Origin of the sequence: Isoptericola sp. NPDC057391, from assembly GCF_042668085.1 — a bacterium.
Taxonomy (GTDB): Bacteria; Actinomycetota; Actinomycetes; order Actinomycetales; family Cellulomonadaceae; genus Isoptericola.
On record NZ_JBHVBO010000003.1, the window covers coordinates 40,471 to 66,769 of the forward strand.

A 26,299-nucleotide genomic window follows, 5' to 3' on the forward strand; every position below is an offset into this window, starting at 1 on the left:
ATCACTCCTCGTCGAGCGGGTGGACCCGGCTCGAGAGCCGGGAGAGATATGACGTCTGGGCGTGCAGTCCGAGGGTACTCAGGGAGACCGGGGCTGGCGCAAGCGATCTGAGGCCCTATACATTGGATGAATCAGTCCGCAGGTCGAGGGAGTCCGGATGTCCGACGTCGTCGTCGACGCGCACCACCACCTGTGGGTCCGCGCGCGGCACCCGCAGGACTGGATCGACCCCGCGACCATGGCCGCCATCGACGCCGACTTCACGCCCGCCGACCTGCCCGCCGCCGCGCACGGCGTCGACGCCACCGTCGTCGTGCAGAGCGTGAGCACCTGGGCCGAGACCGAGGACCTGCTCGACGTCGCCGCCTCGCCCGAGGGTCGTGCCGCGCGCGTCGCCGGTGTCGTCGGCTGGGCCGACCTGTTCGACCCGGCGCTCGAGGACCGCCTCGCCGCGTTGCGCGAGGCGCCGGGCGGCGACCGCCTCGTCGGGATCCGCACGATGGTGCAGGCGGAGCCGGGTCCCGACTACCTGGACCGCCCCGACGTGCACGCCGGCATCGCCGGCGTCGGCGCCGCGGGCCTGCCGTTCGACCTCGTCGTGCGGGCCGACCAGCTCGCGTCGTGCGCGCGGCTCGCCGCGGCCCTGCCCGACGTCCGGTTCGTGCTCGACCACCTGGCGAAGCCGCCGATCGCGGCGCTGCGCGACGATCCGACCGCCCTGGACGCCTGGCGCCGCGACCTGGCGGCGCTCGCCGCCCGGCCGAACGTCGTCGCGAAGCTGTCCGGGCTGGTCACCGAGGCGCGGTGGGACACGTGGACCACCGAGGACCTGCGGCCCGCCGCCGACCACGCGCTCGACGTCTTCGGCCCCGACCGCCTCCTGCTCGGCAGCGACTGGCCCGTCTGCCTGCTCGCGTCCGGCTACGGGCGCTGGCTCGCCGCCGCCGACGAGCTGCTCGCGCCCCTGTCCGGCGACGAGCGCGCCGCCGTGCGCGGCCGCACCGCCGTCGCCACGTACGGCCTCGACGTCGATCACCTCACCACCCGCACGAAGGAGCACCCGTGAGCACCGCCCCCCTCGAGAACCCGCCGGAGTTCGCCGGCGTCCGCGCGATCGTGACCGGGGGCGCGTCCGGCATCGGCGCGTCCGTCGTGCGCGCCCTGCTCGCGCGCGGCGCGCAGGTGGTCGCGATCGACCGCACGCGCGACGGCGTGCCCGACGGGGCCGGCTCCCAGGTCGCCGACGTCACCGACGACGCCGCCGTGCGCGCCGCCGTCGAGGGCGCCGCCGCCGAGATGGGCGGCATCGACGTCGTCGTGAACAACGCCGGGATCGGCGCGCAGGGCACCGTGGCGGACAACGACGACGCCGAGTGGCTGCGGGTGCTCGACGTCAACGTGCTCGGCATCGTGCGCGTGACGCGGGCGGCGCTGCCGCACCTGCGGGCGTCGGAGCACGCCGCCGTCGTGAACACCGCGTCGATCGCGTCCTGGTCCGGCCTGCCGCAGCGCGCCCTCTACTCCGCGAGCAAGGGCGCCGTGCAGGCGCTGACCCTCGCGATGGCGGCCGACCACGTGCGCGAGGGCATCCGCGTCACCTGCGTGAACCCCGGCACGGTGGACACCCCGTGGGTGGGCCGGCTGCTCGACGCCGCCCCCGACCCGGCGGCCGAGCGCGCCGCCCTCGAGGCGCGCCAGCCCACCGGCAAGCTGGTGAGCCCGGAGGCCGTGGCGCACGCCGTCTGCTACCTTGCGAGCCCGCTCGCCACCGCGACCACCGGCACCGCCCTCGCGGTCGACGGCGGCATGCACGAGCTGCGCGTGCGCCCGCCGGAGCAGGCATGACCGCGAGCGGGACCGTGCTGCCGACCCGGGAGGTCCGGGGGACCGGGGTGCGCCTCACGAGCCTCGGCTACGGGGCGGCGCAGGCCGGCAACCTCTACCGGGCGACGACGGACGCGGAGACGCAGGAGGCGTTCGACACCGCGTGGGAGGCCGGGGTTCGCTACTTCGACACGGCGCCCCACTACGGGCTGGGCCTGTCGGAACGTCGCCTCGGGGCGAGCCTGGCCGGCCGCCCGCGCGACGAGTACGCCGTGTCGACGAAGGTGGGGCGTCTGCTCGTGCCCTCCCCGGAGACGGCGCACGAGAAGGACCCGGACATGTTCGACGTGCCCGCCGCGACCCGGCGGGTGTGGGACTTCTCCCGCGACGGCGTGCTGCGGTCGCTCGAGGCGAGCCTGGAGCGCACCGGCCTGGACCGCGTCGACGTCGTGTACCTGCACGACCCGGACGACCACGAGGAGCAGGCGTTCGCCGAGGCCGTCCCGGCGCTGGTGGAGCTGCGCGAGCAGGGCGTCGTCGGCGCGATCGGGGCGGGGATGAACCAGTCCGCGATGCTCGCCCGGTTCGTCGCCGAGGCGGACGTGGACGTGGTGATGTGCGCGGGCCGGTTCACGCTGCTGGAGCAACCGGCGCTCGCGGACCTGCTGCCGACGGCCGCCGCGCGAGGCGCGTCCGTCGTCGTCGCCGGCGTGTACAACTCCGGGCTGCTGGCCCGCGACGTGGTGCCCGACGACGCGACCTACGACTACGCGCCTGCCCCCGCGGCCCTGCTCGACCGCACGCGGCGCATCGCCGCCGCGTGCGCCGAGCACGGCGTCACGCTGCCGCAGGCCGCGCTCGCCTACGTGCGCACGCACCCCGCGGTCGCGAGCACGGTCGTCGGGCTGCGCACCGCCGACCAGGTGCGCCATACCGCGGACCGGCACGCCGCCGTCGTCCCCGCCGACCTGTGGACCGACCTCGTGGGCCGGGGGCTGCTCGCCCCCGAGGCGCACCCCGACACCTTCGCCTCCTAGGCGATATCGCATGGCGGGACGGATGTGACCGGGACGCGACCCGGGCGCATGATCGAGTCGCCCCCCAGAGAGAACAGAGGACATCGATGCAGCTGCTCCGCCTGGGCCCGGTGGGCCAGGAGATCCCCGCCGTCACGCACGACGGCGCCACCTACGACCTGCGACCGCTGACCGCCGACGTCGACGGGGCCTTCCTCGCCGCCGACGGCATCGGGCGCACCCGGGCCGCGCTCGCCGCCGGCGAGCTGCCCGTGCTCGACGGCGCGGACGCCCTGCGCGTCGGAGCGCCGATCGCGCGACCCGCCGCCGTCGTCTGCGTGGGCCAGAACTACGCCGCGCACGCGCGGGAGTCGGGCGCGGAGCCGCCGCGCCTGCCCATCATCTTCTTCAAGCACCCCAACACGGTCGTCGGCCCCGACGACACCGTGCCGATCCCGCCCGGCGCGGAGAAGGTCGACTGGGAGGTCGAGCTCGCGATCGTCGTCGGGACGCAGGCGAGCTACCTGCCGTCGCCCGAGGCCGCGCTGGGGCACGTCGCCGGGTACACCGTGGTGGACGACGTGAGCGAGCGCGCCTGGCAGCTCGACGACTCGCTCGGCCAGTGGTCGAAGGGCAAGTGCGGCCCGGCGTTCCTGCCGACGGGCCCGGCGCTGGTGCCCGCCGACGAGGTGGACCCGGGCGCGCTGCGGCTGCGGTCGTCCGTCAACGGCGAGCCGCGCCAGGACTCGTCGACGACCGACATGATCTTCGGCGTCGCCGAGATCGTGCACCATCTGTCGCAGTACATGACGCTCGAGCCGGGCGACCTGATCTGCACCGGCACCCCCGAGGGCGTCGCGCTGTCCGGCCGCTTCCCGTACCTGGCCGACGGCGACGTCGTCGAGGTCGAGATCGACGGCCTCGGCCGCCAGCGGCACGCCTTCGCCTCCGCGCCGGTCCCGGCCACGACGTCGGCCCTCGCCTGACGTGCTCCGCTACGAGCTGTTGCACCCCGGCCTCGTCGCGGCGCTCGCCGCGGCGGGGCACGGGTCGCGGGTGCTGCTCGCCGACGCGAACTACCCGCACTCCACGGGCGCCCGCCCCGGCGCGGCGCGCGTGCATCTCAACCTGCGTCCCGGCCTGCTGACCGTGGACCAGGTGCTCGAGGTGCTCCTCGACGCCGTGCCCGTCGAGTCCGCCGCCGTCATGGTGCCCGGCGGCGTGGCGGGCGACGTCGTCGCCGCGGGCGAGGAGATCCCCGCCCACACCGGCTACCGCGCGATGCTCGGGCCCGACGTCGGCTGGGACGAGCTGGACCGGTTCGCGTTCTACGACGCCGCCCGGTCCGACGACGTCGCCGTCCTGGTCGCCACCGGCGACCAGCGCGTCTACGCCAACCTGCTGCTGACGATCGGCGTCCGCGCCCCCGCGACGTAGCGGCGGAAGACGCTTGTCAACCCCGCGGTGCCCCGATTCGTCAGAGGAATCGGGGCATCGCGTCGTCCTGCCCCGACGCTCGCCGCCCTCGGCCGCCCAGATCAAAGCCGGGACCTCGGCCTGCCGGGCCCGTGACCGTACGAGGCTTCTGACCTGCAGTCTCGCCGAGGCGCGGCATGCTGCGCACCGCCTGCCGACGGCGATCATCCGATCTTTCTGCCCCCGAGGGCTGTGCTGGCGATTAATCATCAGGTAGGCTGGCTAAAAGTAACCACCGCGGCCGTCCGGCCGCCCGGACGAGATGGTCGCGATGATGCGGAAGCCCCTGTCGGTGAACGAGCGGATGGTCGTCGACCTCCTGCTCGAGCACCAGTCGGCCTCCCGGGCCATGATCAGCAAGGCGACGGGCCTGTCGAAGCCGTCGACCGGCGAGCTCGTCGTCAGGCTCATCGAGGCCGGGCTGGTCACTCCCGTCGGCGAGGTGTCGTCGGCCCAGCGGGGGCCGAACGCGGTGCACTTCCGCGCGGTGACCGACCTCTGCCACGTCGCCGGCGTCGAGATGCAGCCGGGCCGGTTCGTGCACGCCGTCGTGTCCGACCTCTCCGGGGCCGCGCTGGCCGACGTCCGCGTGCCGCAGCACGGTGACGATCCTGTCGAGACCGTGGCGGAGGCGGTCGCGGCCGCGTGCGCGGAGGCAGGCATCGACCCGTCCGACCTGTGGCAGGTGCTCGCGGGCACGCCCGGTGTCGTGAACCCCCAGGGAGACATGGACTTCGTCTCCGGGCACCCGGCGTGGCGCGCGGGGCAGCGCGACCGGCTCGCCGCACGGCTCGGGTGCCCCGTCGCGCTCGAGAACGACGTCAACCTCGCCGCCCTCGCCGAGGCGGAGAGCGGCAACGCGACCGGCGTCGAGAGCTTCACCCTCCTGCGCCTCGACGAGGGCATCGGCGCCTCGACGGTCGTCAACCGCACGCTGCTGCGCGGCGCGCACGGGTACGCGGGCGAGATCGGCCTCGCGCCGACGGCGGGCGGCGGCCGGCTCGGCTCGTCGTCGGCCGGCTTCCAGAGCTTCGTCGGTTCGGCGGCGCTCCAGGACGTGCTCGACCGGTGGGGACTCGCCGGCACCACGCCGGAGCAGGCGCTCCACGACGACGACCCGGGCGAGGCCCTCCGCGCGTTCCGCGGCGAGGCGGCGCGACGTGTCGCCGTCGTCGTCACCACGATCGCCACCGTCGTCGACCCGCACCGCGTCGTCCTCGCCGGGACGGTCGGCACGGCGGGGGGAGAGCGCTTCGCCGCGGAGGTCGAGGAGCTGCTCCGCGCGGAGTCCCCGCTGCGGACCGAGGTGGTGCCGTCCTCGCTCGGCCCCGGCGGTGTGGTCCGCGGCGCACTGACCCTCCTGCGCGAGGCCGCGCGGGAGTCCGTCTACGGGATCGGCGCGGTCGCCGCCCCCGTCCGGACCTGGCCGGAGCTGCGCGGGCCCTGACGAGACACCACCACGCACGACTCATCACGCACGACTCATCACGCACGACCCACCACGGCACGTCGCCCGAGAACGACCTCGAGCGACGGCACCGACCGCCACACCTGTGGATCACCACGGACCGCCTCCAGGTCCGGCCCACCGTCGGGTAGACACCTCACGAGGAACGGCTGAAAAGAATGAGCACTCACACCCTCACGTCCCGATCGCGCCGCCGCGGTCGCACGCTCACGAGCGGCGTCGCCGGCGTCGTCGTCGCCTCCCTCGCCCTGTCGGCGTGCGGTATCGGCGGCGGTTCCGGCGAGGTCGCCGCCAACGGCAAGCCCACCATGGCGGGCAGGTGCGAGCTGTCGGACGAGGTGACCTCCGACGAGCGGCTGTCGGGGGAGCCGTCGGGCGAGATCACCTTCCAGACCACGGCGCTCAAGCAGGACTTCAGCCCGTACTTCGAGAAGCTCATCGCGGCCTTCGAGGAGAAGTACCCGGAGGTCACGGTGAAGTGGCAGGACGACCCGGGCGACGCCGAGTTCACCCAGCGCCTCGTGACCAACGCGCAGTCGTGCGACCTGCCCGACGTCGTCAACCTCAACCAGACGACGGCCTACGCGCTCTACCGCGAGAACTTCCTGCTCGACCTCACCACCAAGGGCCCGGAGGACATCGGTGAGCCCTTCATCCCGTCGGTGTGGGAGTCGCAGAAGTTCCCCGGCGACGACGACCACTACGTCCTCCCGTGGTACTGGGGCCTGAACGGCCTGCAGACGTTCAACAAGGACCTCATGAAGGACGCCGGCCTCGACCCGGAGGCCCCGCCGTCGACCGTCATGGAGCAGCTCGACATGGCGAGCCAGATCGCCGAGAAGTCGGGCGGCGAGTACTACGCGTTCCCGGCGAACCCGTACACGCACGTGCCGAACGACTGGCAGCTCATGAACGCCGAGATCACGAACGCGGACGAGACCGAGTTCACGTTCGCGGACGACCCGAAGATCCAGGAGTGGCTGACGAAGTACGCCGAGCTGTACGCGGAAGGGGCGCTGCCGAAGGACACGCTGTCGAGCGACGTGGACGTCACGCAGCTCTACTCCGCCGGCGACGTCGTGTGGGGCTCCACCAACGCCTCGTTCCTGCGCTACGTGAAGGACACCAACGAGGCCACCTACGACGTCACCGGTGTCGGCACGCTGTTCGACGCCCGCGGCCACGCGTTCCAGGACGGGCAGCTCATCGGTGTCCCGTCGACGTCGAAGAACCCCGTCGCGGCTGTCGCCTTCGCGCAGTTCCTGCTGAGCCCGGAGTGGCAGACGGAGTTCGTGTCCAGCCCGCTGGTCTCCAACTTCCCCTCGACCGAGGAGTCCCTGGACATCCCCAAGTTCACGGACATCACCGGCGACTCGCCGCTCGACGAGGCCAACCGCCTGTCGGTCGAGGCGGCGACCGACGCCGAGAACGCCTTCATCTTCGCGTGGTCCGACGCCGTGCAGACGGCGGTCGTCTCCGAGCTCCAGCTCGCGATCTCGGGCAAGAAGCCTGCCGACGAGGCGCTCCAGGCCGCCGAGGACGCCGCGAACCGGATCCTCGAGCAGCAGGGCTGACCGATGGCGACCGACGTCTACGCGGGAACCCTGGCCCCCGGTGAGCCGGCGGCCAGGGCTACCCGGCCCAGCCGGACGCGCACCCGCCGTCCTCGTCCGTCCTCGGGCGCAGCGCTCTACCGGCCCTGGTGGACCCCGTGGCTGTGGGTCGCGCCCGCGATCATCGTCATCGGGGTGTTCGGGGTCTTCCCGTTCCTCAACACCATCCTGCTGTCCTTCACGGACGCCCGGCCGCTCGGCGGCGGCGGCGACTGGGTGGGCATGGACAACTACTCGCGCATGGTCGCGGACCCGGCCTTCTGGCTCGCGGTGCGCAACTCGGTGCTCTACGCGGTCGTCGCGGTCCCGCTGCTCGTCGTCCTGCCGCTGATGCTCGCGCAGCTCGTGTACAAGAAGGTCCCGGCCATCGGGTTCTTCCGGACGGCGTTCTACGCGCCCGTGGTCGCGTCGATGGTCGCGGTCGCGCTGGTGTGGCAGAACCTCGTCTCCGAGAGCGGGCCGATCAACACGGCGCTCCAGCAGGTCGGGATCATCGACTCCCCGATCCCCTTCCTGTCGGACACGACGCTGCTGCTCCTCACGGCCGTCGCGCTGACCGTCTGGAAGGGCCTCGGGTGGTACATGATCTTCTACCTCTCCGCCCTCGCCAGCGTGCCCAAGGACCTGTACGAGGCCGCGTCGCTCGACGGCGCCGGCACGTTCCGCCAGTTCGTCCACGTCACCGTCCCGGGCGTCCGCCTCACGATGCTGCTCGTCGGCATCATGTCGGGCATCGGCTCCCTGCGGGTGTTCACCGAGATCTACATCCTCGGCGGTGCGACGGGCGGCGTCGGCGGCCAGGCACGGACCTTGCCGTTCTACATCCGGGACGTCGCGCTCGACCCGATCTCGGGGAACGTCGGCTACGGCGCGGCGATCTCCGTCGCCCTGTTCGTCCTCACGATCGGTCTCGCGGTCGCGTCGCACAAGCTCGGCTCCAAGGAGGAGGACTGATGACCTGGTGGCGCACGCACGGCCGCACCCGCGCCCTCGTGACGCGGTACGTCCTCCTGCTGGTCGTGCTCGCGATCTCCGTGGGCCCGCTCCTGTGGCAGTTCTTCTCGTCGCTCAAGGGACCGCAGGACGCCCTGTACGGGAGCAGCGCGACCTTCTTCCCGGCGAACCCGACCTTCGCGGCCTACCAGACCGTGTTCGAGCAGGTGCCGATGGGCACGTACATCCGCAACAGCCTCATGATGTGCCTGCTCACGGTCTTCTCGCAGGTCGTCTTCCCGACGCTCGCGGGCTACATGCTGTCGCGCCAGGGGTGGCGCGGACGCGGCGTCTTCTACTGGGTGCTCATCATCTCGATGATGTTCCCGTTCGAGTCGATCATGGTCTCGCTGTACACCCAGATCACCGACCTCGGCCTCGACGACTCGTTCATCGGCGTCTGGCTGCCCGGCGCGATCTCGGCGGTCAACGTGCTCATCACGCGGGCCGCGTTCAGCGCCGTGCCGAACGAGGTCGAGGACGCCGCGATGCTCGACGGCGCCGGCGAGCTCCGCCGGTTCTGGAAGATCTACCTCCCTGCCGCACGGGGCGCGATGGTCGTCGTGGTCATCAACTCGTTCATCGCCGCATGGGACGACTTCCTGTGGCCGTTCATCGTGCTGCGGTCGGAAGAGCTGTACACCCTCTCCCTCGGCCTGTCGCGCCTCGCGGCCTCGTCCCTCTCGTACGACCCGCGCGTCACCATGGCCGGGTCCATCATCGCCATCGTGCCGATCCTCGTGCTCTTCGTCGCACTGCAGCGGTACTTCTTCAAGGGTGTGGAATCAGGAGCAGTGAAGTGACCTCGAACCCGGGCGTCGTCCAGGACGTCGCATCGCAGGCGGCCAAGGACGTCATCGTGCCCACGGCGGAACAGCTGCGCTGGCAGCAGCTCGAGGTGGGCATGTTCTTCCACTTCGGCATCAACACGTTCCACGCCAAGGAGTGGAGCGACGGCTCCCTGCCTGCGTCGTCGTTCGACCCGACCGAGCTCGACGCCGACGAGTGGGTGGCGCTGGCCGTGGCCGCGGGCGCGACGTACGTGGTGCTCACCGCGAAGCACCACGACGGGTTCTGCCTGTGGCCGACCGCCACCACCGACTACTCCGTCGCCTCGTCGCCGTGGCGCGACGGGAAGGGCGACGTGGTGGCCGAGGTCGCCGCGGCGTGCCGCGCCGCGGGGATCGGCCTCGGCCTGTACCTGTCCCCCTGGGACCGGAACCATCCGGCCTACCAGGACCCGGAGGCGTACGCCGACGTCTACGTCGCCCAGCTCACCGAGCTCTGCACGCGGTACGGGCCGCTCGTCGAGCTGTGGTTCGACGGCGCGGGCTCCGAGGGGTACTCCTACGACTGGGCGCGCATCATGGAGGTCGCGCACGCGCACCAGCCGCAGGCGATGGTGTTCAACATGGGTGCCCCGACGATCCGGTGGGTCGGCAACGAGGACGGGCTCGCGAGCGACCCCGTCGAGTACGTGGTGCACCACACGCAGATGAGCAACTACACGGTCGTCACGACGCAGTTCGCGGAGGCGCTCTACCTGCCCCCGGAGTGCGACGTGTCCGTACGCCGCGGCTGGTTCTGGGCCGAGGACGACGAGCCCAAGTCGCTGGAGCACCTGCTGGCGATCTACTACCGGTCCGTCGGCCTGGGCGCGAACCTGCTGCTCAACGTCCCGCCGGACCGTCGCGGGCGCATCGACCCGGCGGACGCCGCGGTGGTCACGGCGTTCGGTGACGAGGTCCGTGCGCGCTTCGGGGACCCCGTCACGGCAGCCGTCACCCGGACCGGGGACTCCACCTGGCGCGCCGACCTCGGCGACGAGCCCGTCGAGCTCGACCACGTCCTGCTCCGGGAGGACCTCACGACCGGCCAGCGGGTCACGCGTCACGAGGTCCGACTCGGCGAGACCGTGGTGGCCGAGGGCGGCACGGTCGGCGCGGGACGGCTGCACGTCGTCGACGCCCCCGCGTCGCGCGAGCTCGAGATCGAGCTGGAGGGCCCGGACGCCCGCCTCGGGGAGGTGCTGGTGTACCGGACCGGCCACCGGACCGTGCCGGTGGTGCCCGAGGGTTACAGCGCGCCGACCGACTACCCGGAGGACTGAGCACGTGCACGACCGGAGCCCTCAGGGCTCGAACGCGGACGGGACGGTCAACCGCACGGACCTGGACGGTCCGGGGTGGACCGTGCGGCTGGGCGGAGATCTCCCCGCGGGCGCCGACGGACCCTCCGGCGACGTCGTCGCCCGTCTGCGCGACGGGATCCCGGCGTCGGTCCCGGGATGCGTCCACGACGACCTGCTCGCTGCGGGGGTCATCGCCGACCCGTACGTCGACGACAACGCCACCGCGGTGCGCTGGGTGGGCGAGAGCGACTGGGTCTACGAGGCCGAGGTGGAGCTGGCAGATGCCGTCACGGCGGGCCGGGTCGAGCTCGTCCTCGACGGCATCGCGACCGTCGCCACGGTCCGCGTCAACGGCCAGGTCGCCGCGGGCACGGCGAACATGCACCGCTCGTACTCCGTCGACGTGTCGGCGCTCGTCCACCCCGGCGTGAACCGGCTCGCCGTCGAGCTCACCTCGGCCGCGCGAGCGATGCTCGCCGCAGACGACGGCACCCTTCCGTACGACTGGGCATACCCGTACAACCGGTTGCGCGTCATGGCGTCGAGCGTGGGGTGGGACTGGGCGCCGCCGCTGGTCTCGGCCGGTCTGTGGCGCCCGGCTCGGCTCGAGGCGTGGACCGGCGCGCGGCTACGGTCGCACGCGCGCGGCGAGGTCTCGGCGGACCTCGCCGTGCGCCGGGTCGTGATCGCCGTCGAGCTCGACGGGGAGGACGGCGACGTCGCCACGGGAGAGGTCGAGATCGGCTTCGGCGAGCATCGGTCGCGGCACGTGGTGACCGGTCGCGACGAGATCGTCCTCGACGTGCCGGACGCCGGGCTGTGGTGGCCGCGCGGGTACGGCGACCCGACGCTCCACGACGTCACCGTCGCGCTCGTCGGGACGGGCCAGCAGCAGGTTCACAGGGTCGGGCTGCGGCACGTCGACCTCGACACGACGCCCGACGAGGCAGGGCGCCGGTTCGTCGTCGTGGTCAACGGGCGCGAGGTCTTCGCGCTCGGTGCGAACTGGATACCCGACGAGCTGCTGGTCTCGCGCATGACGGCCGGGCGCTACGCGGAGCGCGTGGAGCAGGCGGTCGCGGCGAACATGAACATGCTGCGGGTGTGGGGCGGCGGTGTCTACGAGGACGACGCGTTCTACGCGGCCTGCGACGCCGCGGGGATGCTGGTCTGGCAGGACTTCGCGTTCGCGTGCGCCGCGTACCCCGAGGAGGAGCCGCTGTACTCCGAGGTCGAGGCGGAGGCGCGCGAGCAGGTGCGCCGTCTGGCCTCGCACCCGAGCGTCGTCGTCTGGAACGGGTCCAACGAGAATCTCCAGGGATGGAGCGACTGGGGCTGGCCCGACCGCGTGGGGACCCGCACGTGGGGCGAGGGGTACTACCGCGAGCTCCTTCCGCGCGTCGTCGCGGCCGAGGCCCCGGGGACCCCGTACGTGCCGTCGAGCCCGTTCTCCTCGACCGACGGTGTCGGGCCGAACGTCGACGGGGAGGGCACGAGCCACCTCTGGGACCAGTGGAACCTGTACGACTACACGACGTACCGCCACCACGTCCCCCGCTTCGCCGCCGAGCTCGGCTTCCAGGCCCCGCCCACGTGGGCGACCCTCTCGGCCGCGCTCACGCAGCGCCCGGTCGACGTGCGGGGTGACTCCCTCGCGACCCGCCAGCGGCAGGTGTGCGGGATGCGGCACCTCGTGCGCCGGCTCGACGGGCACGTTCCCGACCCCGACCGCCTGCTCGACGACGTCGACGACTGGTCCTGGGCGACCCAGCTCAACCAGGCCGATGCCCTGCGCACCGCCGCCGACCACCTGCGCGGATCGTGGCCGCGCACCGCCGGCATGCTCGTGTGGCAACTCAACGACGCGTGGCCGGGGATCTCCTGGTCCGTCGTCGACCACGGTGGGCGGCCCAAGCCGGGCTGGCACGCGCTGCGCCGGGCGTACGCGCCGCGCACCCTCTCGATCCAGCCGCACGACGGCGCGCCCCAGGTCGTCCTCGTCAACGACACGGACGCGCCGTGGCAGGCGCGCGTCGTCGTGCGGCGGGTGCACGTCGTGGGCGGCCCGCTCGGCGCGCCGGCGGAGGTGGAGCAGACCGTCGAGGTCGCGCCCCGCTCGGTCGCGCGGTGGGACGTGCCGCCGCGGGCCGCGCTCGCCGGCGCGCGCCGCGACGAGGTGCTCGTGGCGGACTGCGACGGCCTGCGCGCGTGGTCTGCGCTGTGTCGCGAGGACGGCGTGCGCTGGGCCCGGCCGGCCCCGGCGGTCGAGGCCGAGAGGACCCCGCGCGGTTGGCGCGTACGGATCACGGCGGACGTCGTGACCTGCGACGTCGCCCTTCTCGTCGACCGGCTCGACCCGACGGCGCGGGTCGACGACCTGCTGACCCTTCTGCTTCCCGGCGAGACCGTCGAGCTCCACGTGACCGGCGCCGAGGCCGCCGACCCGGCGGCGTTCGGCGCACGCCCCGTACTGAGGACGAGGAACGACCTGTGGCACCGATGACGCACGAGGCGCCGGCACCCCGCGTGCACGGCGCCGGGACCGATCCCGCGCGACGACGCGCCGCCGAGGTGATGGCGGGCATGTCCCTGCACGAGCGGGTCGGCCAGCTCAACCAGCGTCTGCTCGGTTGGCAGGCCGTCGAGCGCACCGCCCAGGGGGCGTGGCGCACCACTGACGTGCTGCGCGAGGAGGTCGACCGCTGGGGCGGGCTCGGTGCGCTGTACGGGCTCTTCCGCGCCGACGCGTGGTCGGGGCGGGGCTGGGCCGACGGGATCCGGCCGGAGGAGCGGGCCGAGGTGGCCGCGCTCGTCGTGGACGAGGTGCGCGCCGCGTCCGGGCAGGACGTCGGGCCCCTGCTCGTCGAAGAGGCCCCGCACGGGCACCAGGCGCTCGGCGCCGAGCTGCTGCCCGTGAACCTGGCCGTGGGCGCCACGTGGGACGACGAGCTGTACCGGCAGGCATCCGCGTCCGTCGCCACGTCGCTGCGTGCCGACGGCGTGCATCTCGCGCTGCTGTCCACCTTGGACCTGCTCCAGGACCCCCGCTGGGGCCGCTCCGAGGAGTGCTACGGCGAGGTCCCTGCGCTGGCGGCACGGATGACCGAGGCCGCAGTCGTGGGGATGCAGGGGCGGGACCGCTCACGCCTGGCCGACGGCACCGGCGTCGGCGTCGTCCTCAAGCACTTCGCTGCGCAGGGGGCCGGCACCGGCGGCCGGAACGGGCACTCGGCAGCGCTGGGCCCGCGGGACCTCGCCGAGCTGCACCTGCCCGCCGCGCGAGCGGGCGTCGCGGCCGGGGCACTCGGGCTCATGGCCGCGTACAACGACGTCGACGGCGTCCCGTGCGTCGCGAACCGTGCCCTCCTGACGGACCTCCTCCGGGGGGAGTGGGGCTTCGACGGCCTGGTCATGGCCGACGGGCTCGCCGTCGACCGGATCGTCGAGCAGGTCGGGGACCCGGTGGCCGCGGCCGCCACGGCACTGCACGCGGGCGTCGACCTGTCGCTGTGGGACCGGTCGTTCACGATGCTCGAGGAGGCGGTGGCTCAGTCGCCCGACCTTCTGGCGCGCGCGGTGGACGAGGCCTGCCTGCGCGTGCTCACGGTCAAGGCGCGGGCGGGCCTCCTGGGCCCCGTCGACGACGTGCGACCGGCTCCGGCGGAACCTCCGGAGGGGCGGCCGACCGACCGTCCGGCCACCGGCGACCTCTCCCTCGCGATCGCCGCCCGCTCCGTCGTCCTGCTGCGCAACGAGCCTGCCGCGGGCGCGGACCGTCCGGCGCTGCCCGTCGCCCCCGGGGGGCGGTGGGTCGTCACGGGTCCGCGCGCCGACGACGTCGACGCCATGCTCGGCGACTACGTCGCCCCGCTCGCCCCGGACCGCCGGGTGTCGGTCGCGGACGCCCTGGTGGCGTCGGCCGGGGCGCGCGGCGCGGTGGTCGAGCGCGCGGATGCCGACGACACCGCCGCGGTCGCCGCGGCGGACGGGGTCGTCGTCGTGCTTGGTGGTTCGAGCCATCGCGCCTACACCGACGAGTTCGCGGACAACGGCGCGAACGCCGGCCAGACCGCCGCGGACTGCGGGGAGGGTGTCGACATCGCGTCCCCGGTACTGCCCGCCGGGCAGGTCGAGACGCTCGTCGCGGTGCGCGCGGCGGCGCGCGGCCCCGTCGTCGCCGTCGTCCTGGCAGGCCGCCCGTACGTGCTCACGGACGTCGTCGCGCACGCCGACGCCGTCCTGCTCGCCTTCTACCCGGGCCCGGGCGGGGGGCGCGTGATCGCCGACCTGCTGCTCGGCGTGCGCCAGCCCGTCGGCCACCTGCCGGTGATGCTGCCCTCGCACCCGGGCGCCATCCCGGTACGCGACGACGAGCGGATGCCCGCCGAGGGCGTCTACCGCGACGTCCCGCAGCCGGTGCTGGCGCGCGTCGGGGACGGGACCGGCTACGGCGGTCTCGACGTCCGCGGGGTCCGGCTCAGGGTGGACGGCGAGGACCTGGTGGTCGAGGCCGACGTCCGTGCCGCCGCGGGGGACTGGGACGGCGAGGGGCTGTTGCTCGTCCGGTCACGGCGGGTGGGCGGCCTGGACTGGGCACGCACCGTCGTCGTGGGGTGGGAGCGCGTGAGCGTCGCGTCAGGTGACGGGTCGCGGGCCTGTGTGCGCGTCCCGTGCGACGACATCCTCCGCCCTGACCTGCCCCTGGCGGTCCTCGGGGCCCGGCGGGCGCGCGTCGAGGTGGCTCTCGCCGGGCGGCGGTGGTCGTTCGACCTCGTGCAGGACGGCGCCGGGGAGGTGACCGTCGATGGGGCTCGAGCCTGACGACGTCACCCTCGGTCGCGTCCGGCGCTTCGTCGACGAGCGGCTCACCCCGGCGCTGGACGCCGCGAGCGCGCCGATCACCGTGACGGCCTGGTCGCAGCCAGGTGAGCCCGTGCGCCCCGACGTCGTCCTGGCCCTGCCGGACGACGCGTTCCACCCCGTGTCCCCGGGCGATCCCTGGGGCGAGCCGTGGTCGACGACGTGGCTGCGGCTGCGCGGCGAGGTGCCCGCCGCGTGGGCGGGCGAGGAGGCGCGCGTCGACCTGGAGGTCGACCTCGGGTTCACCCGCGACACCCCCGGCTTCCAGGCCGAGGGCACGGCGCGCGCGCACGACGGCCGGGTGCTCAAGGGCATCTCGCCGTACAACCGGCGCGTGCCCCTCTCGCTCCTCCTGCGCGTGGACCGCACCGGTGGGGAGGCGTGGGCCGCCGGCGAGGCGGCGCTGCCCGTGGACGTGTGGGTGGAGGCCGCGGCCAACCCGGTCATGGACCCGGACTTCACCTTCGCTCCCACGCCGCTCGGCGACCCCGCGACGCTGCCCGCCGTCCCCCAGTACGCGTGGGGCGAGATCGGCCTGCGACTGCGGGACGAGGCCACGTGGGGTCTGTGGCGGGACGTCCGCATCCTGCGCGAGCAGCTCGAGGTGCTGCCCGGTCCCGGGCTGCGTCGCGGCCGGGTCCTGCGGGCGCTGGCGCGCATGCTCGACGTCGCCCAGATCGCCACGCCCGAGGCGCTCCGTGCGTCGGCCCCCGCGGCGCGCGCGGAGCTCGCCGGAGTGCTGGCGGAGGGCAACGGGGACGGTGGGCACGAGGTGGTGGCCGTCGGTCACGCGCACATCGACTCCGCGTGGCTGTGGCCCTTCCGGGAGACGCGCCGGAAGGTCGTGCGGACGTACTCCAACGCCCTCGCGCTGCTGGAGGAGTACCCCGAGACGACGTTCGTGACCTCCTCCGCTCAGCACCTCGCGTGGGTGCAGGAGAGCGAGCCGGAGCTGTTCGAGCGGATCCGGTCGGCCGTCGACGCGGGCCGGTTCGTCCCGGTCGGCGGGATGTGGGTCGAGTCCGACACCATGCTGCTGTCGGGGGAGTCCATGGCGCGCCAGCTCCTGGAGGGGACCACCTGGTTCTCCGACGAGCTCGGGGTGCGTTGCCGCGAGGTGTGGCTGCCTGACTCGTTCGGCTACTCCGCCGCGCTGCCGCAGATCTTCCGCGCTGCGGGCATGCGCCGATTCCTGTCGCAGAAGATGTCGTGGAACGACACCAACCGGATGCCGCACCACACGTTCGCCTGGGAGGGGATCGACGGCTCGCGCGTGCTCGCGCACTTCCCGCCGGTCGACAACTACAACAGCGATCTCACCCCGCGCCAGCTCGCGCACGCGGAGGCGAACGTCGCGGACTCCGACACGGTGTCCGCGGAGCTCTCGCTCGCACCGAGCGGGTGGGGCGACGGCGGAGGCGGCCCGACGCGCGAGCACGCCGAGACGGCGCGGCGCGTGCGTGACCTCGCCGGTTCGGCGCGCGTGGCCTGGGGTACCCCCGCGGACTTCTTCTCCCGGTCGGAGGCGCTCGCCGCCGCCGCGCGCGAGCGGGGCGAGACGGTGCCCGTGTGGGTGGGCGAGATGCCGCTCGAGCTGCACCGCGGCGTGTCCACGTCGCAGCAGCGGCTCAAGGCCGACAACAGGCGGAGCGAGTCCGCGCTGCGGGAGGCCGAGCTGTGGTGCGCGACGGCGACACGGCGCACAGGAGCCGCCTACCCGCTCGACGAGCTGCGCGGCCTGTGGCGCACCGTGCTGGTGCACCAGTTCCACGACGTCCTGCCCGGCTCGTCCATCGCCTGGGTGTACCAGGACGCGGCGCGCGACCACGAGCGGGTCCAGCGGCGGTGCGCCGAGCTGGTCGCGGGTGCGCTGGACGTTCTCGCCGGTGCAGGGCCGCTGGACGCTCCGGCGGCCGGCCGGGACGAGCTGTGGGCGAACCCGAGCCCCGTCGTCCTCGACGGGATCCAGCCGATGTCGGTGGGCCCGCGTCGCGCGGCAGGGTCTTCGCGCGTCCAGGCGATCGGCGCGACCTGGGCCCTCCAGGACGACGCGCTGCGGGTCGTCGTCGACGGCGCCGGTCACGTGGTCTCGTTCGTCGATCTCGCGACCGGGCGTGACGCCGTCGCCGCGGCAGGGCCGGCCAACGTCGCGCGTCTGTTCCGCGACCTGCCCAACCGTTGGGACGCGTGGGACATCGACGCGCACGCGCACCGCGTGCCCCGGGACGTCCCCGAGGCCCGCGTCGTGGTCGAGGACGGCGCGATCGTCGTCGAGCGCGTGCTCGGGCCAGGTGGCAGCACCCTGGTGCAGCGGCTCGGGCTCGTGGACGGCGCGCTCGAGGTCACGACGGCCGTGGACTGGAACGAGCGCGAGGAGCTGCTCGTGCTGTCGTGGCCGCTCGACCTGCGTGCCCACGAGGTCGCGGCCGAGACGCAGTTCGGCCACGTCCGCCGCCCCACGCACCGCAACACGAGCTGGCAGTCGGCGCGGTTCGTCGACGTCGCCCACCGCTGGGTCCACCTCGGGGACGCCGGCTTCGGTGTCGGCATCGCCAACCGCACGACCCAGGGGTATGACGTGGCGAGCGAGGTCCGCCCCGACGGCGGGACCACGACGACGGTGAACCTGCACCTGCTGCGAGGGCCGCGGTATCCCGACCCCGGGGCAGACCTCGGCCGGCACACGTTCGTCCACCGCGTACGTCCCGGGGCGAACGTCGCCGACGCCGTCCGGGACGGCTATGCCCTGTCGCTCCCGCCCCGCCAGGTGTCGTCCGGGCGCGCAGCCGTCGAGCCCCTGGTGCGGGTCGACGGGCCGGGCCTGCTCGTGGAGTCGGTCAAGCTCGCGCACGACGGGAGCGGGGACCTGGTCGTCCGGCTGTACGAGCCGCACGGCGCACAGGCGAGCGTCGGGGTCACGTTCGACGGGCGCGGGACGGTCGCACGCGTCGACCTGCTCGAGGAGCCGCTCGGGGACGAGGCCGACGGCTGCCGCCGCTTCGAGGCATGGGCGGCGGACGACGCGTGCGGTGCCGTGCTGGTCGTGCGGCCCTTCGGGATCGTCACCCTCCGGGTGATGGAGGTGGAGGCCTGAGATGGACACGAAGGGAATCACCATGACGACGAGGTCACGACGGGGCGTTCCGGGTACCACGGTCGGTATCGACATGGGCGGCACGATGATCCGCGGAGGGTTGGTCGGCCCGGACGGTTCCCTCCGAGGCGTCGTGCGCCGACCCCTGCCCGACAGCCCCGAGGCTCGGCACGCCGCGGTGCTCGAACTGGCACGAGACCTCGGCCAGGACGCCTCCGCCGTCGGTGTCGCGGTCGCCGGGGTGATCGACGATGGTCGCCTCCTGCTCAGCGCGAACGTGGGCCTCGGAGACATCGACCTGCGTGCCGATCTCGTCGAGTCCACGGGGCTGCCCTCCGAGGTGATCAACGACGCGCAGGCCGCCGCTCTTGCCGAGGTCCACGGGAGCTCGGCGCAAGGCCTCGTTCTCGTCGTCACCGTCGGTACCGGGATCGGTGGCGCGGTCGTCCTGGACGGCAAGCTCGTCCGAGGGCGCGGCTTCGCCGGCGAGATCGGCCACGTGGTGGTGGACCGCGGCGGCCTCTCCTGCGGGTGTGGCGCTGCTGGATGTTGGGAGGGTCTGGCGTCCGGGGAAGCGCTGCGCCGCGCCGCCGAGCGGGTACTGCCGGGACCGGATCGCACGGTCGACCGCCTCGTCGCCGCCGCCGACTCGGGTGAGCCGACGGCTGTCGGCGCCTTGATGGAGGCCGCGGAGGCCTTCGCCGACGGGCTCGACGGCATGTGCGCGGTCCTCGCACCGCACCGCATCGTGCTGGGGGGCGGCGTGTTCGCCCGTGGTGGACTCGTCGCCGACGTCTATCGCTCCCAGGCCGCCACGAGGCGCTGGGTCCGAGGGGCGGAGATCACCATGGCGGTCCGGGGCGACCATGCCGGTCTGCTCGGAGCCGGGCTGGCGGCCCGTGAGCTCGTGGCCGGCCCGCCGACGGGCATCCTCGCCACACTCTGATCCTCGCCACACTCTGCCCAGGAAGACGCACCATGGCTCAGCACACGACTCCTCGTCTCGATCCGGCGATCGAGACGACGCTGCGGACGGCGGCCGACCGCGTCCGGCGCGTCGCCGGAGACCGCATCGGGACGATGGTCGACGATGCGTTGCGCCGCACCCTGACCGACACCATGACCGTCGGAGCGGACGGCAGCACGTTCGTCATCACGGGCGACATCCCCGCGATGTGGTTGCGTGACTCGACCGTCCAGCTCACGCCCTACCTGAGATTCCTCGCCGACTGCTCACCGCTGGCGACCCTCGTGGCCGGTGTCGTGCGGCGCCAGTTCGCGTGCCTGGACCACGACTCGTACGCCAACGCGTTCAACGACGGCCCTACCGGGGCGCGGTACGACCCTGACGACCTCTGCGACGACCCGCACGTGTGGGAGCAGAAGTACGAGGTCGACAGCCTGGCGTACCCGGTGACGCTCGCGCATCGACTCTGGCGGGCCGACCCGGACCAGGGGGCGCGGATCTTCGACGAACGCGCTCACCGGGTCCTCCGGGTGGTCGTCGACCAGCTGCGCACCGAGCAGCGGCACGACAGCTCTCCCTACCGGTTCGCCCGCGACACCACGGTCCCCACGGAGACGCTCGCACGTGGCGGTCGAGGAACGCCGGTGGGATTCACCGGGATGACGTGGAGCGCGTTCCGCCCGTCGGACGACGCCTGCACGTACGGCTACAACGTGCCGGCCAACCTGTTCGCCGCACAGGCGCTCCTCGACCTGGCGGCGATCGCGGACGAGGTCTACGCCGACACCGTCCTCGCGCACGACGCGCGTGTCCTCTCCAGCGAGCTGGTCGACGGAGTCGCGACGCACGGCGTCGTGACGTCTCCGGGTGGCGACGAGCAGATCTATGCCTACGAGGTCGACGGTCTCGGCGGCGTCCTGTGCATGGACGACGCCAACACCCCGTCGCTCCTGTCACTACCCCTCGTCGCACCGGACGTGATCGACGACGAGGTGTGGGAGGCGACACGCAGGTTCGCGCTCAGCCCTGCCAACCCGTACTTCTTCGCCGGGACACTCGTGAGCGGCATCGGCAGCCCGCACACGGAACGAGGCTACGTCTGGCCCATCGCCCTCGCCGTGGAAGGGCTGACCGGCGCGCCCGACGACCGCAGGCGTCTGCTCGAGCAGATCGCCCGGGCGGACGGCGGCACGGGGCAGATCCACGAGAGCTTCGATCCCTCCGACCCGACGCAGTACTCACGGCCCTGGTTCTCCTGGGCCGACTCGATGTTCTGCGAGCTCGCGCTCGCGGTGGTCGACGACGTCTCGTCCTGAGACCTGATGCACCGACGGCCCATGGCGCGTCGTCGGTGCGAACGAGCTACTCGCCCGTCCGCGCGGATCACGCGTCGCCATCGGGCTGGCCCCGGGTCAGTGAGACGTTCGGCTGTCGGGACACCATTCCGGCCGGCGTCGGGTCGGCGGATCGATGCTCAGAGCGGCGCGGTCATTCCTCGGCGTCGGGCGCGTCGGCAGGGACGAGAGGCAGCGTCTCCTCGACGTCGAGGAGGTGCGCGGCCATGCGCACGCGCGCGGCCTCGGCGTCGCCGGCGGCCAGGGCGCGCCAGACGGCCTCGTGGTCGCGCTGGGTGCGCTCCTCGGCGCCCTCCTCGTGGCGGCCGCGCCACAGGCGTTCGCGGAAGGTGCGGCCGGCGATCGCCTCGACGAGGGCGGTGATGACGGGGTTGCCGCCCTGGTCGGCGACGATGCGGTGGAAGGCAGTATCGGCCTCGATGAACGCGGCGTGGTCGACGTCGTCCTGCGCGAGGGTGCTCGCCGCCTGCTCGAGGACGGCGCGGGCCTCCTCGAGGGCCTCGGGCGTGATGCGGTGGGCGGCGAGACCTGCGGCCTCGGTCTCCAGCACCCGCCGGACGGCGTGGAACGGTCGGGCGCTGGTGTCGCCGTGCAGGTCCACGACGAACTGCAGCGACGACATGAGCCGCGCGGGGTCGAGGCTGGTCACGTAGGTGCCGTCGCCCTGCCGGGTGTCGAGGACGCCGAGCACGGTGAGGGCGCGGACGCCTTCGCGCAGCGAGCCGCGGGAGACGCCGAGCCGGTCGGCGAGGTCCTTCTCCACGGGGAGCCGGTCACCGGGGCCGAGCTCGCCGCCGGTGATCATTCTGCGGACGCCGGCGACGACCTCATCGGTGCGGGACATGCCCTGGATTATGGCCCAGTTCGCGCCCGGATGCACCGATTCCTCCGATGAATCCGGGCGAACCCCGTGCGGGGCGCCGCCGAGGTCCGTAGCCTGGCGCGATGGTGGACCTCACGCTGGACCGGCTGCTGGACCTGGAGCGCCAGGGGTGGGACGCCCTGTGCCGGAGCACCGGGGGCGCGTTCTACGGCGAGCTCATGACGCCGGCGGCGCTCATGGTGCTCGTGGACGGCTCCGTGCTCGACCGCGACGCCGTCGTCGCCTCGCTCGACGGTGCCCCGGCGTGGGACTCCTACGAGCTGCACGACGCGCGCCGCGTGGGCCTCGGCGACGGTGCCGCCGCGCTCGTCTACCGCGCGCGGGCCGTGCGCGGCGACGACCCGCCGTTCGTCGCGCTCATGGCGAGCACGTACGTCGTCGTCGACGACGAGCCGCGCCTGGCGCTGTACCAGCAGACGTCGCTGTGAGCGGGCGTCCGGCCCTGTCTCCCGAGGGGAACAGGGCCGAACGCCCGCTCACGGCGCGGGGGGGACGTCAGGCGGGGACGATCAGCCCGGCGGTCTGGGTGCGGGCGCGCTCGAGGCGGGCGGCGACGTCCTGCCAGTTGGCGATGTTCCACACGGCCTTGACGTAGTCGGCCTTGACGTTGAGGTAGTCGAGGTAGAAGGCGTGCTCCCACATGTCCAGCATGAACAGCGGGGTGATGCCGACGGGGACGTTGGCCTGCTGGTCGAAGAGCTGGAAGATGGCGAGGCGCTGGCCGATGGAGTCCCAGCCGAGCACGGCCCAGCCGGAGCCCTGGATGCCGGTGGCGACGGCGGTGAACTGGGCCTGGAACTTCTCGAAGGAGCCGAAGGTGTCCTTGACGGCCTCGGCGAGCTCGCCCTCGGGCTGGCCGCCGCCGGTGGGGGACAGGTTGTTCCAGAACACGGTGTGGTTGGTGTGGCCGCCGAGGTTGAACGCGAGGTTCTTCTCGTGCAGGTTCACCGCGGCGTTGTCGCCGGACTCGCGGGCCTCGGCGAGCTTCTCCAGGGCGGTGTTGGCGCCGGTGACGTAGGCGGCGTGGTGCTTGTCGTGGTGCAGCTCCATGATCTTGCCGCTGATGTGCGGCTCGAGGGCGCTGTAGTCGTACGGCAGGTCGGGCAGGGTGTAGACGGACATCTCGTCCCCTTCGTCGTCGCGGATGTCGTTGCTGGTCACGCTACGACCTGAACCCTTGTTGAGGTCAACGTGTTCCGGCCAACGTGTCCCAGGTCACCACCCTCACGCCCACTCGGCGCCGTCGGGGAAGCGGAACCGTGCGACGGACTCCGGGCGCATCTGCGTGGAGTAGCCGGGCGCGGTCGGCACGACGTACGACACGCCCTCGCCGGCGTCCTTCACGACGCACGGGTCGGTGAAGTGCTCGTGCAGGTGGTCGACGAACTCGGTGATCCGCCCGTCCAGCGAGCCGGACACGGCGACGTAGTCGAGCACGGACACGTGCTGCACCATCTCGCACAGGCCGACGCCGCCGGCGTGGGGGCAGACGGGGACGCCGAACTTGGCGGCGAGCAGCAGCACCGCGACGATCTCGTTGATGCTGGCGAGCCTGCCGGTGTCGAGCTGGCAGTAGTCGGTCGCCCGGGCCTGGAAGAGCTGCTTGAACATCACGCGGTTGTGGCAGTGCTCGCCCGTGGCGACGCGCACGGGGGCGACGCCCTCGCGCACGGCGGCGTGGCCGAGGACGTCGTCGGGCGACGTGGGCTCCTCGATCCACAGCGGGTCGAACCGCTGCAGCGCGCGCACCCACTCGATCGCCTGGGGCACGTCCCACACCTGGTTGGCGTCGATCATCAGCGTGAGGTCGGGGCCGAGCTCCTCGCGCGCGATGCCGAGCCGGCGGACGTCGTCCTCGAGCCGCGCGCCGACCTTGAGCTTCACGTGCCGGTAGCCCGCCTCCACGGCCTCGCGGGTGAGGCGGCGCAGCTTCGCGTCGTCGTAGCCGAGCCAGCCGGCCGACGTCGTGTACGCGGGGTAGCCGCGGCGCTCCAGGTGGGCGATCCGCTCGGCCTTGCCGGGCGCGGCGGTGCGCAGGATCTCCAGCGCCTCGTCGCGGGTGAGCGCGTCCGAGAGGTAGCGCAGGTCGGCGACGTCCACGAGCTGCTCGGGCGTCATGTCCGCGAGCAGCCGCCACACGGGCTTGCCGGCGCGGCGCCCGGCGAGGTCCCACGCGGCGTTGAGCACGGCCGCCAGCGACAGGTGCACCACGCCCTTCTCGGGGCCGAGCCAGCGAAGCTGGCTGTCGGCGGTGAGGTCGCGGTACGTGGCGCCCATGTCGCCCACGACGTCGTCGACGTCGCGCCCCACGAGCCGGTCCGCCTGGTGCCGCGCGGCCAGGGCGACCACGTCCGTGCCGCGACCGATGGTGAAGGTGAGGCCGTGACCGGCCAACGGCTCGCCCGCGGCGTCGGTGCCGTCGGTGCGCAGGACGACGTAGACGGCCGAGTAGTCGGCGTCGGCGTTCATCGCGTCCGACCCGTCGGCCGTGCGCGAGGTGGGGAAGCGGACGTCGGTGATCTCGACGTCGGTGATGGTGGGCATGCGCACCTCTTCGTGGCGACTCGGGCGGAAAGATCGGATGACTGCTCCCTACCGTAGCCGCGTGCGGTCGTGACCGACAAGAAGATGCTGGCGCCGAGGGGTGAGAGGTCCGAGGAATGCCGCATAGGCTCGGTGCGCTCACGAGAAGTCACCGACGACGAATGGAGAGCGATGACGGAGCGGACGAGACGAGCCCTCGTCGTGCGCGGCGGCTGGGACGGTCACTCCCCGGAGGCCGCGACGGACCTGTTCCTGCCGTTCCTGCGCGAGCAGGGGTTCGAGGTGCGGGTCGAGACGGACAACGAGGTGTACGCGGACGCCGACACGATGGCGGCGACCGACCTGGTGCTGCAGTGCGTGACGATGTCGCAGATCAGCGGGCCCGCGCTGCACGGGCTGCGTGCGGCCGTCGAGGCGGGCACCGGCCTGGCGGGGTGGCACGGCGGGATCGCCGACTCCTACCGGGCCAGCTCGGACTACCTGCAGCTGGTGGGCGGCCAGTTCGCCACCCACCCGGGCAAGGAGCCGCACCTGCGCGTGGGCGACGGCTCCGACAACTTCCTGCGGCACACGATCGAGTTCACCGACCTCGGCCGGGAGCACCCGGTCACCGCGGGCCTGGACGACGTCGAGCTGGAGACCGAGCAGTACTGGGTGCTGCACGACGACCTCATCGACGTCCTCGCCACCACCACGCACCCGGCGCCGGAGTGGCACCCGTGGCGCCGCCCGGTGGCGTCGCCCGCGGTGTGGACCCGGCTGTGGGGCGCGGGGCGCGTGTTCGTCGCGACGCCGGGGCACTCCGTGGACGTGCTGGAGAACCCGACCGTCCGCACCATCGTCGAGAGGGGGCTGCTGTGGGCGAGCCGGTGAGTGGCGACGTGGCGGGGATCGGGATCGTGGGCCTGGGCGTCATCTCGCGCCAGTACCTGGACACGCTGGCCGGGCACCCGCGGGCGCGGGTCGCGGCGGTGACGGACCTGGACCGCGCGCGGGCGGAGGCCGTCGCGGCCGAGCTGCCCGGCGCCCGCGTGGCCGCGGACCTGGACGCGCTGGTCGCGTCCGACGACGTGCAGGTCGTCCTGGACCTCACGACGCCCGGCGTGCACGCGCACGTCGCGAAGGCGTGCGCGGCGGCCGGCGTCGACCGCTACGGCGAGAAGCCGCTCGCGGCGGACCTGGCGACGTCGCGCGAGGTGATGGCCGCCGCTGCGGCGGCGGGCACGCGCGTGGGCTGCGCCCCCGACACGGTGCTCGGCACGGGCGTGCAGACGGCGCGGGCCGCCGTCGAGGACGGCCGGATCGGTACGCCGACGGCCGCCGTCGCGACGTGGGTCTCGCCGGGGCACGAGGCCTGGCACCCGAACCCTGACTTCTACTACGCGCCGGGCGGCGGGCCGCTGCTCGACATGGGCCCGTACTACCTCACGAGCCTGGTGCAGATCCTGGGGCCGGTGGCGTGGGTGCAGGGCGCGGCGTCGCGGTCGCGGGACGAGCGCACCATCGGCTCCGGCCCGCGGGCGGGGGAGCGCGTGCCGGTCGAGGTGGCGACGCACGTCACCGGCGTGCTCGGCCACGCGTGCGGCGCCCTGTCCACGGTGACGGTGAGCTTCGACGCCGTCGGCTCGCACGCCCGCCCGATCGAGGTGCACGGCACGGCGGGCTCGCTCGTCGTGCCCGACCCCAACCGGTTCGACGGCGACGTCGAGCTGCGGTCCCTCGGCGCCACGGAGTGGGAGGTGCTGCCTCCCAGCGCCGGCTTCGAGGGCGCCGGCCGCGGCGTCGGGCTGCTGGAGATGGTCGGCGCGGCGGGGCTCGGCGCGGCCGCGGCGGCCCCGCGCGCCGGCGGCGACGTCGGCCTGCACGTCATGGAGGTCATGACCGGCCTGCTCGACTCCGCGGAGTCCGGCCGGCGGGTGGCGATGACCACCGCACCCGAGGTGCCGCCTCTCGTGCCGCTCACGCCGTCGGCCGTCTGGCACGGCTGACCTTCGAGAACGCGATCTGTCGCGTCATCCGGCCGGATGACGCGACAGATCGCGTGGTGGAAGGGCGACGGGTTAGCTCGCCGGCGC

At 73.4% G+C, this 26,299-nt stretch carries 21 protein-coding genes; 18 read left to right on the top strand and 3 right to left on the bottom strand.

The features are described 5' to 3' along the window. Positions 1 to 157 precede the first annotated feature (157 nt). From ACFUVW_RS00890 to ACFUVW_RS00960, 15 genes are all read left to right on the top strand, one after another. Positions 158 to 1,066: an amidohydrolase family protein gene (locus ACFUVW_RS00890; protein ID WP_430569458.1), complete on the top strand. Its 909-nt coding sequence runs from the start codon at positions 158 to 160 to the stop codon at positions 1,064 to 1,066. After that, complete coding sequence (locus tag ACFUVW_RS00895; RefSeq protein WP_430569459.1) at positions 1,063 to 1,845, top strand: SDR family NAD(P)-dependent oxidoreductase; 783 nt, start codon at positions 1,063 to 1,065, stop codon at positions 1,843 to 1,845. The genes ACFUVW_RS00890 and ACFUVW_RS00895 overlap by 4 nt, the downstream gene beginning before the upstream one ends. Then, the gene (locus ACFUVW_RS00900; RefSeq protein ID WP_430569460.1) at positions 1,842 to 2,861 is read left to right on the top strand and encodes an aldo/keto reductase; all 1,020 of its coding nucleotides are present in this window, start codon (positions 1,842 to 1,844) and stop codon (positions 2,859 to 2,861) included. The genes ACFUVW_RS00895 and ACFUVW_RS00900 overlap by 4 nt, the downstream gene beginning before the upstream one ends. 86 nt (positions 2,862 to 2,947) lie before the next feature. Next, positions 2,948 to 3,826 carry a fumarylacetoacetate hydrolase family protein gene (locus tag ACFUVW_RS00905; RefSeq protein ID WP_430569461.1) on the top strand — a complete coding sequence of 293 codons (879 nt, stop codon included), beginning with the start codon at positions 2,948 to 2,950 and terminating at the stop codon, positions 3,824 to 3,826. Position 3,827: 1 nt separating this feature from the next. Further along, complete coding sequence (locus tag ACFUVW_RS00910) at positions 3,828 to 4,277, top strand: RbsD/FucU domain-containing protein (RefSeq protein WP_430569462.1); 450 nt, start codon at positions 3,828 to 3,830, stop codon at positions 4,275 to 4,277. A gap of 310 nt (positions 4,278 to 4,587) precedes the next feature. Beyond that, positions 4,588 to 5,763: an ROK family protein gene (locus tag ACFUVW_RS00915; protein WP_430569463.1), complete on the top strand. Its 1,176-nt coding sequence runs from the start codon at positions 4,588 to 4,590 to the stop codon at positions 5,761 to 5,763. A 179-nt stretch (positions 5,764 to 5,942) separates the two neighbouring features. Next, positions 5,943 to 7,358, top strand: coding sequence for an extracellular solute-binding protein (locus tag ACFUVW_RS00920; RefSeq protein WP_430569464.1), 1,416 nt, complete (start codon positions 5,943 to 5,945; stop codon positions 7,356 to 7,358). A 3-nt stretch (positions 7,359 to 7,361) separates the two neighbouring features. After that, positions 7,362 to 8,351, top strand: coding sequence for a carbohydrate ABC transporter permease (locus tag ACFUVW_RS00925; protein WP_430569465.1), 990 nt, complete (start codon positions 7,362 to 7,364; stop codon positions 8,349 to 8,351). Next, positions 8,351 to 9,193: a carbohydrate ABC transporter permease gene (locus ACFUVW_RS00930; protein WP_430569466.1), complete on the top strand. Its 843-nt coding sequence runs from the start codon at positions 8,351 to 8,353 to the stop codon at positions 9,191 to 9,193. Before ACFUVW_RS00925 ends, ACFUVW_RS00930 begins: the two co-directional genes overlap by 1 nt. Next, complete coding sequence (locus ACFUVW_RS00935) at positions 9,190 to 10,500, top strand: alpha-L-fucosidase (RefSeq protein ID WP_430569467.1); 1,311 nt, start codon at positions 9,190 to 9,192, stop codon at positions 10,498 to 10,500. Before ACFUVW_RS00930 ends, ACFUVW_RS00935 begins: the two co-directional genes overlap by 4 nt. 4 nt (positions 10,501 to 10,504) lie before the next feature. Continuing rightward, positions 10,505 to 13,024, top strand: coding sequence for a glycoside hydrolase family 2 protein (locus tag ACFUVW_RS00940; RefSeq protein ID WP_430569468.1), 2,520 nt, complete (start codon positions 10,505 to 10,507; stop codon positions 13,022 to 13,024). After that, entirely contained in the window at positions 13,021 to 15,342 is a 2,322-nt protein-coding gene (locus ACFUVW_RS00945; RefSeq protein ID WP_430569478.1) for a glycoside hydrolase family 3 protein, read from the top strand. The genes ACFUVW_RS00940 and ACFUVW_RS00945 overlap by 4 nt, the downstream gene beginning before the upstream one ends. Continuing rightward, complete coding sequence (locus tag ACFUVW_RS00950; RefSeq protein ID WP_430569469.1) at positions 15,326 to 18,475, top strand: alpha-mannosidase; 3,150 nt, start codon at positions 15,326 to 15,328, stop codon at positions 18,473 to 18,475. Before ACFUVW_RS00945 ends, ACFUVW_RS00950 begins: the two co-directional genes overlap by 17 nt. A gap of 1 nt (position 18,476) precedes the next feature. Next, a complete protein-coding gene (locus ACFUVW_RS00955) occupies positions 18,477 to 19,421 on the top strand; it encodes an ROK family protein (protein WP_430569470.1) in 945 nt (314 codons plus the stop codon). A gap of 32 nt (positions 19,422 to 19,453) precedes the next feature. Beyond that, positions 19,454 to 20,758: a glycoside hydrolase family 125 protein gene (locus ACFUVW_RS00960; RefSeq protein WP_430569471.1), complete on the top strand. Its 1,305-nt coding sequence runs from the start codon at positions 19,454 to 19,456 to the stop codon at positions 20,756 to 20,758. 172 nt (positions 20,759 to 20,930) lie between these two features. Here the strand turns inward: ACFUVW_RS00960 and ACFUVW_RS00965 are convergent, their stop codons facing one another. Then, complete coding sequence (locus ACFUVW_RS00965) at positions 20,931 to 21,641, bottom strand: FadR/GntR family transcriptional regulator (RefSeq protein ID WP_430569472.1); 711 nt, start codon at positions 21,639 to 21,641, stop codon at positions 20,931 to 20,933. Between the two features lie 101 nt (positions 21,642 to 21,742). On the opposite strand from ACFUVW_RS00965, the gene ACFUVW_RS00970 reads away from it, so the two are divergent. Then, positions 21,743 to 22,108, top strand: coding sequence for a nuclear transport factor 2 family protein (locus ACFUVW_RS00970; protein ID WP_430569473.1), 366 nt, complete (start codon positions 21,743 to 21,745; stop codon positions 22,106 to 22,108). Positions 22,109 to 22,175: 67 nt separating this feature from the next. Here ACFUVW_RS00970 and ACFUVW_RS00975 read toward each other — a convergent pair whose 3' ends face one another. Together ACFUVW_RS00975 and ACFUVW_RS00980 are read right to left on the bottom strand one after the other, a co-directional pair. Next, positions 22,176 to 22,802: a superoxide dismutase gene (locus tag ACFUVW_RS00975; RefSeq protein ID WP_430569479.1), complete on the bottom strand. Its 627-nt coding sequence runs from the start codon at positions 22,800 to 22,802 to the stop codon at positions 22,176 to 22,178. Between the two features lie 102 nt (positions 22,803 to 22,904). Continuing rightward, a complete protein-coding gene (locus ACFUVW_RS00980) occupies positions 22,905 to 24,224 on the bottom strand; it encodes an enolase C-terminal domain-like protein (protein ID WP_430569474.1) in 1,320 nt (439 codons plus the stop codon). A 171-nt stretch (positions 24,225 to 24,395) separates the two neighbouring features. Here ACFUVW_RS00980 and ACFUVW_RS00985 point away from each other — a divergent pair, with 171 nt between their 5' ends. Both ACFUVW_RS00985 and ACFUVW_RS00990 read left to right on the top strand, forming a co-directional pair. After that, positions 24,396 to 25,097: a ThuA domain-containing protein gene (locus ACFUVW_RS00985; RefSeq protein WP_430569475.1), complete on the top strand. Its 702-nt coding sequence runs from the start codon at positions 24,396 to 24,398 to the stop codon at positions 25,095 to 25,097. Further along, positions 25,082 to 26,212 (top strand): Gfo/Idh/MocA family protein, encoded by a 1,131-nt coding sequence (locus ACFUVW_RS00990; protein WP_430569476.1) that lies wholly within the window; start codon positions 25,082 to 25,084, stop codon positions 26,210 to 26,212. Before ACFUVW_RS00985 ends, ACFUVW_RS00990 begins: the two co-directional genes overlap by 16 nt. Positions 26,213 to 26,299: the final 87 nt, after the last annotated feature.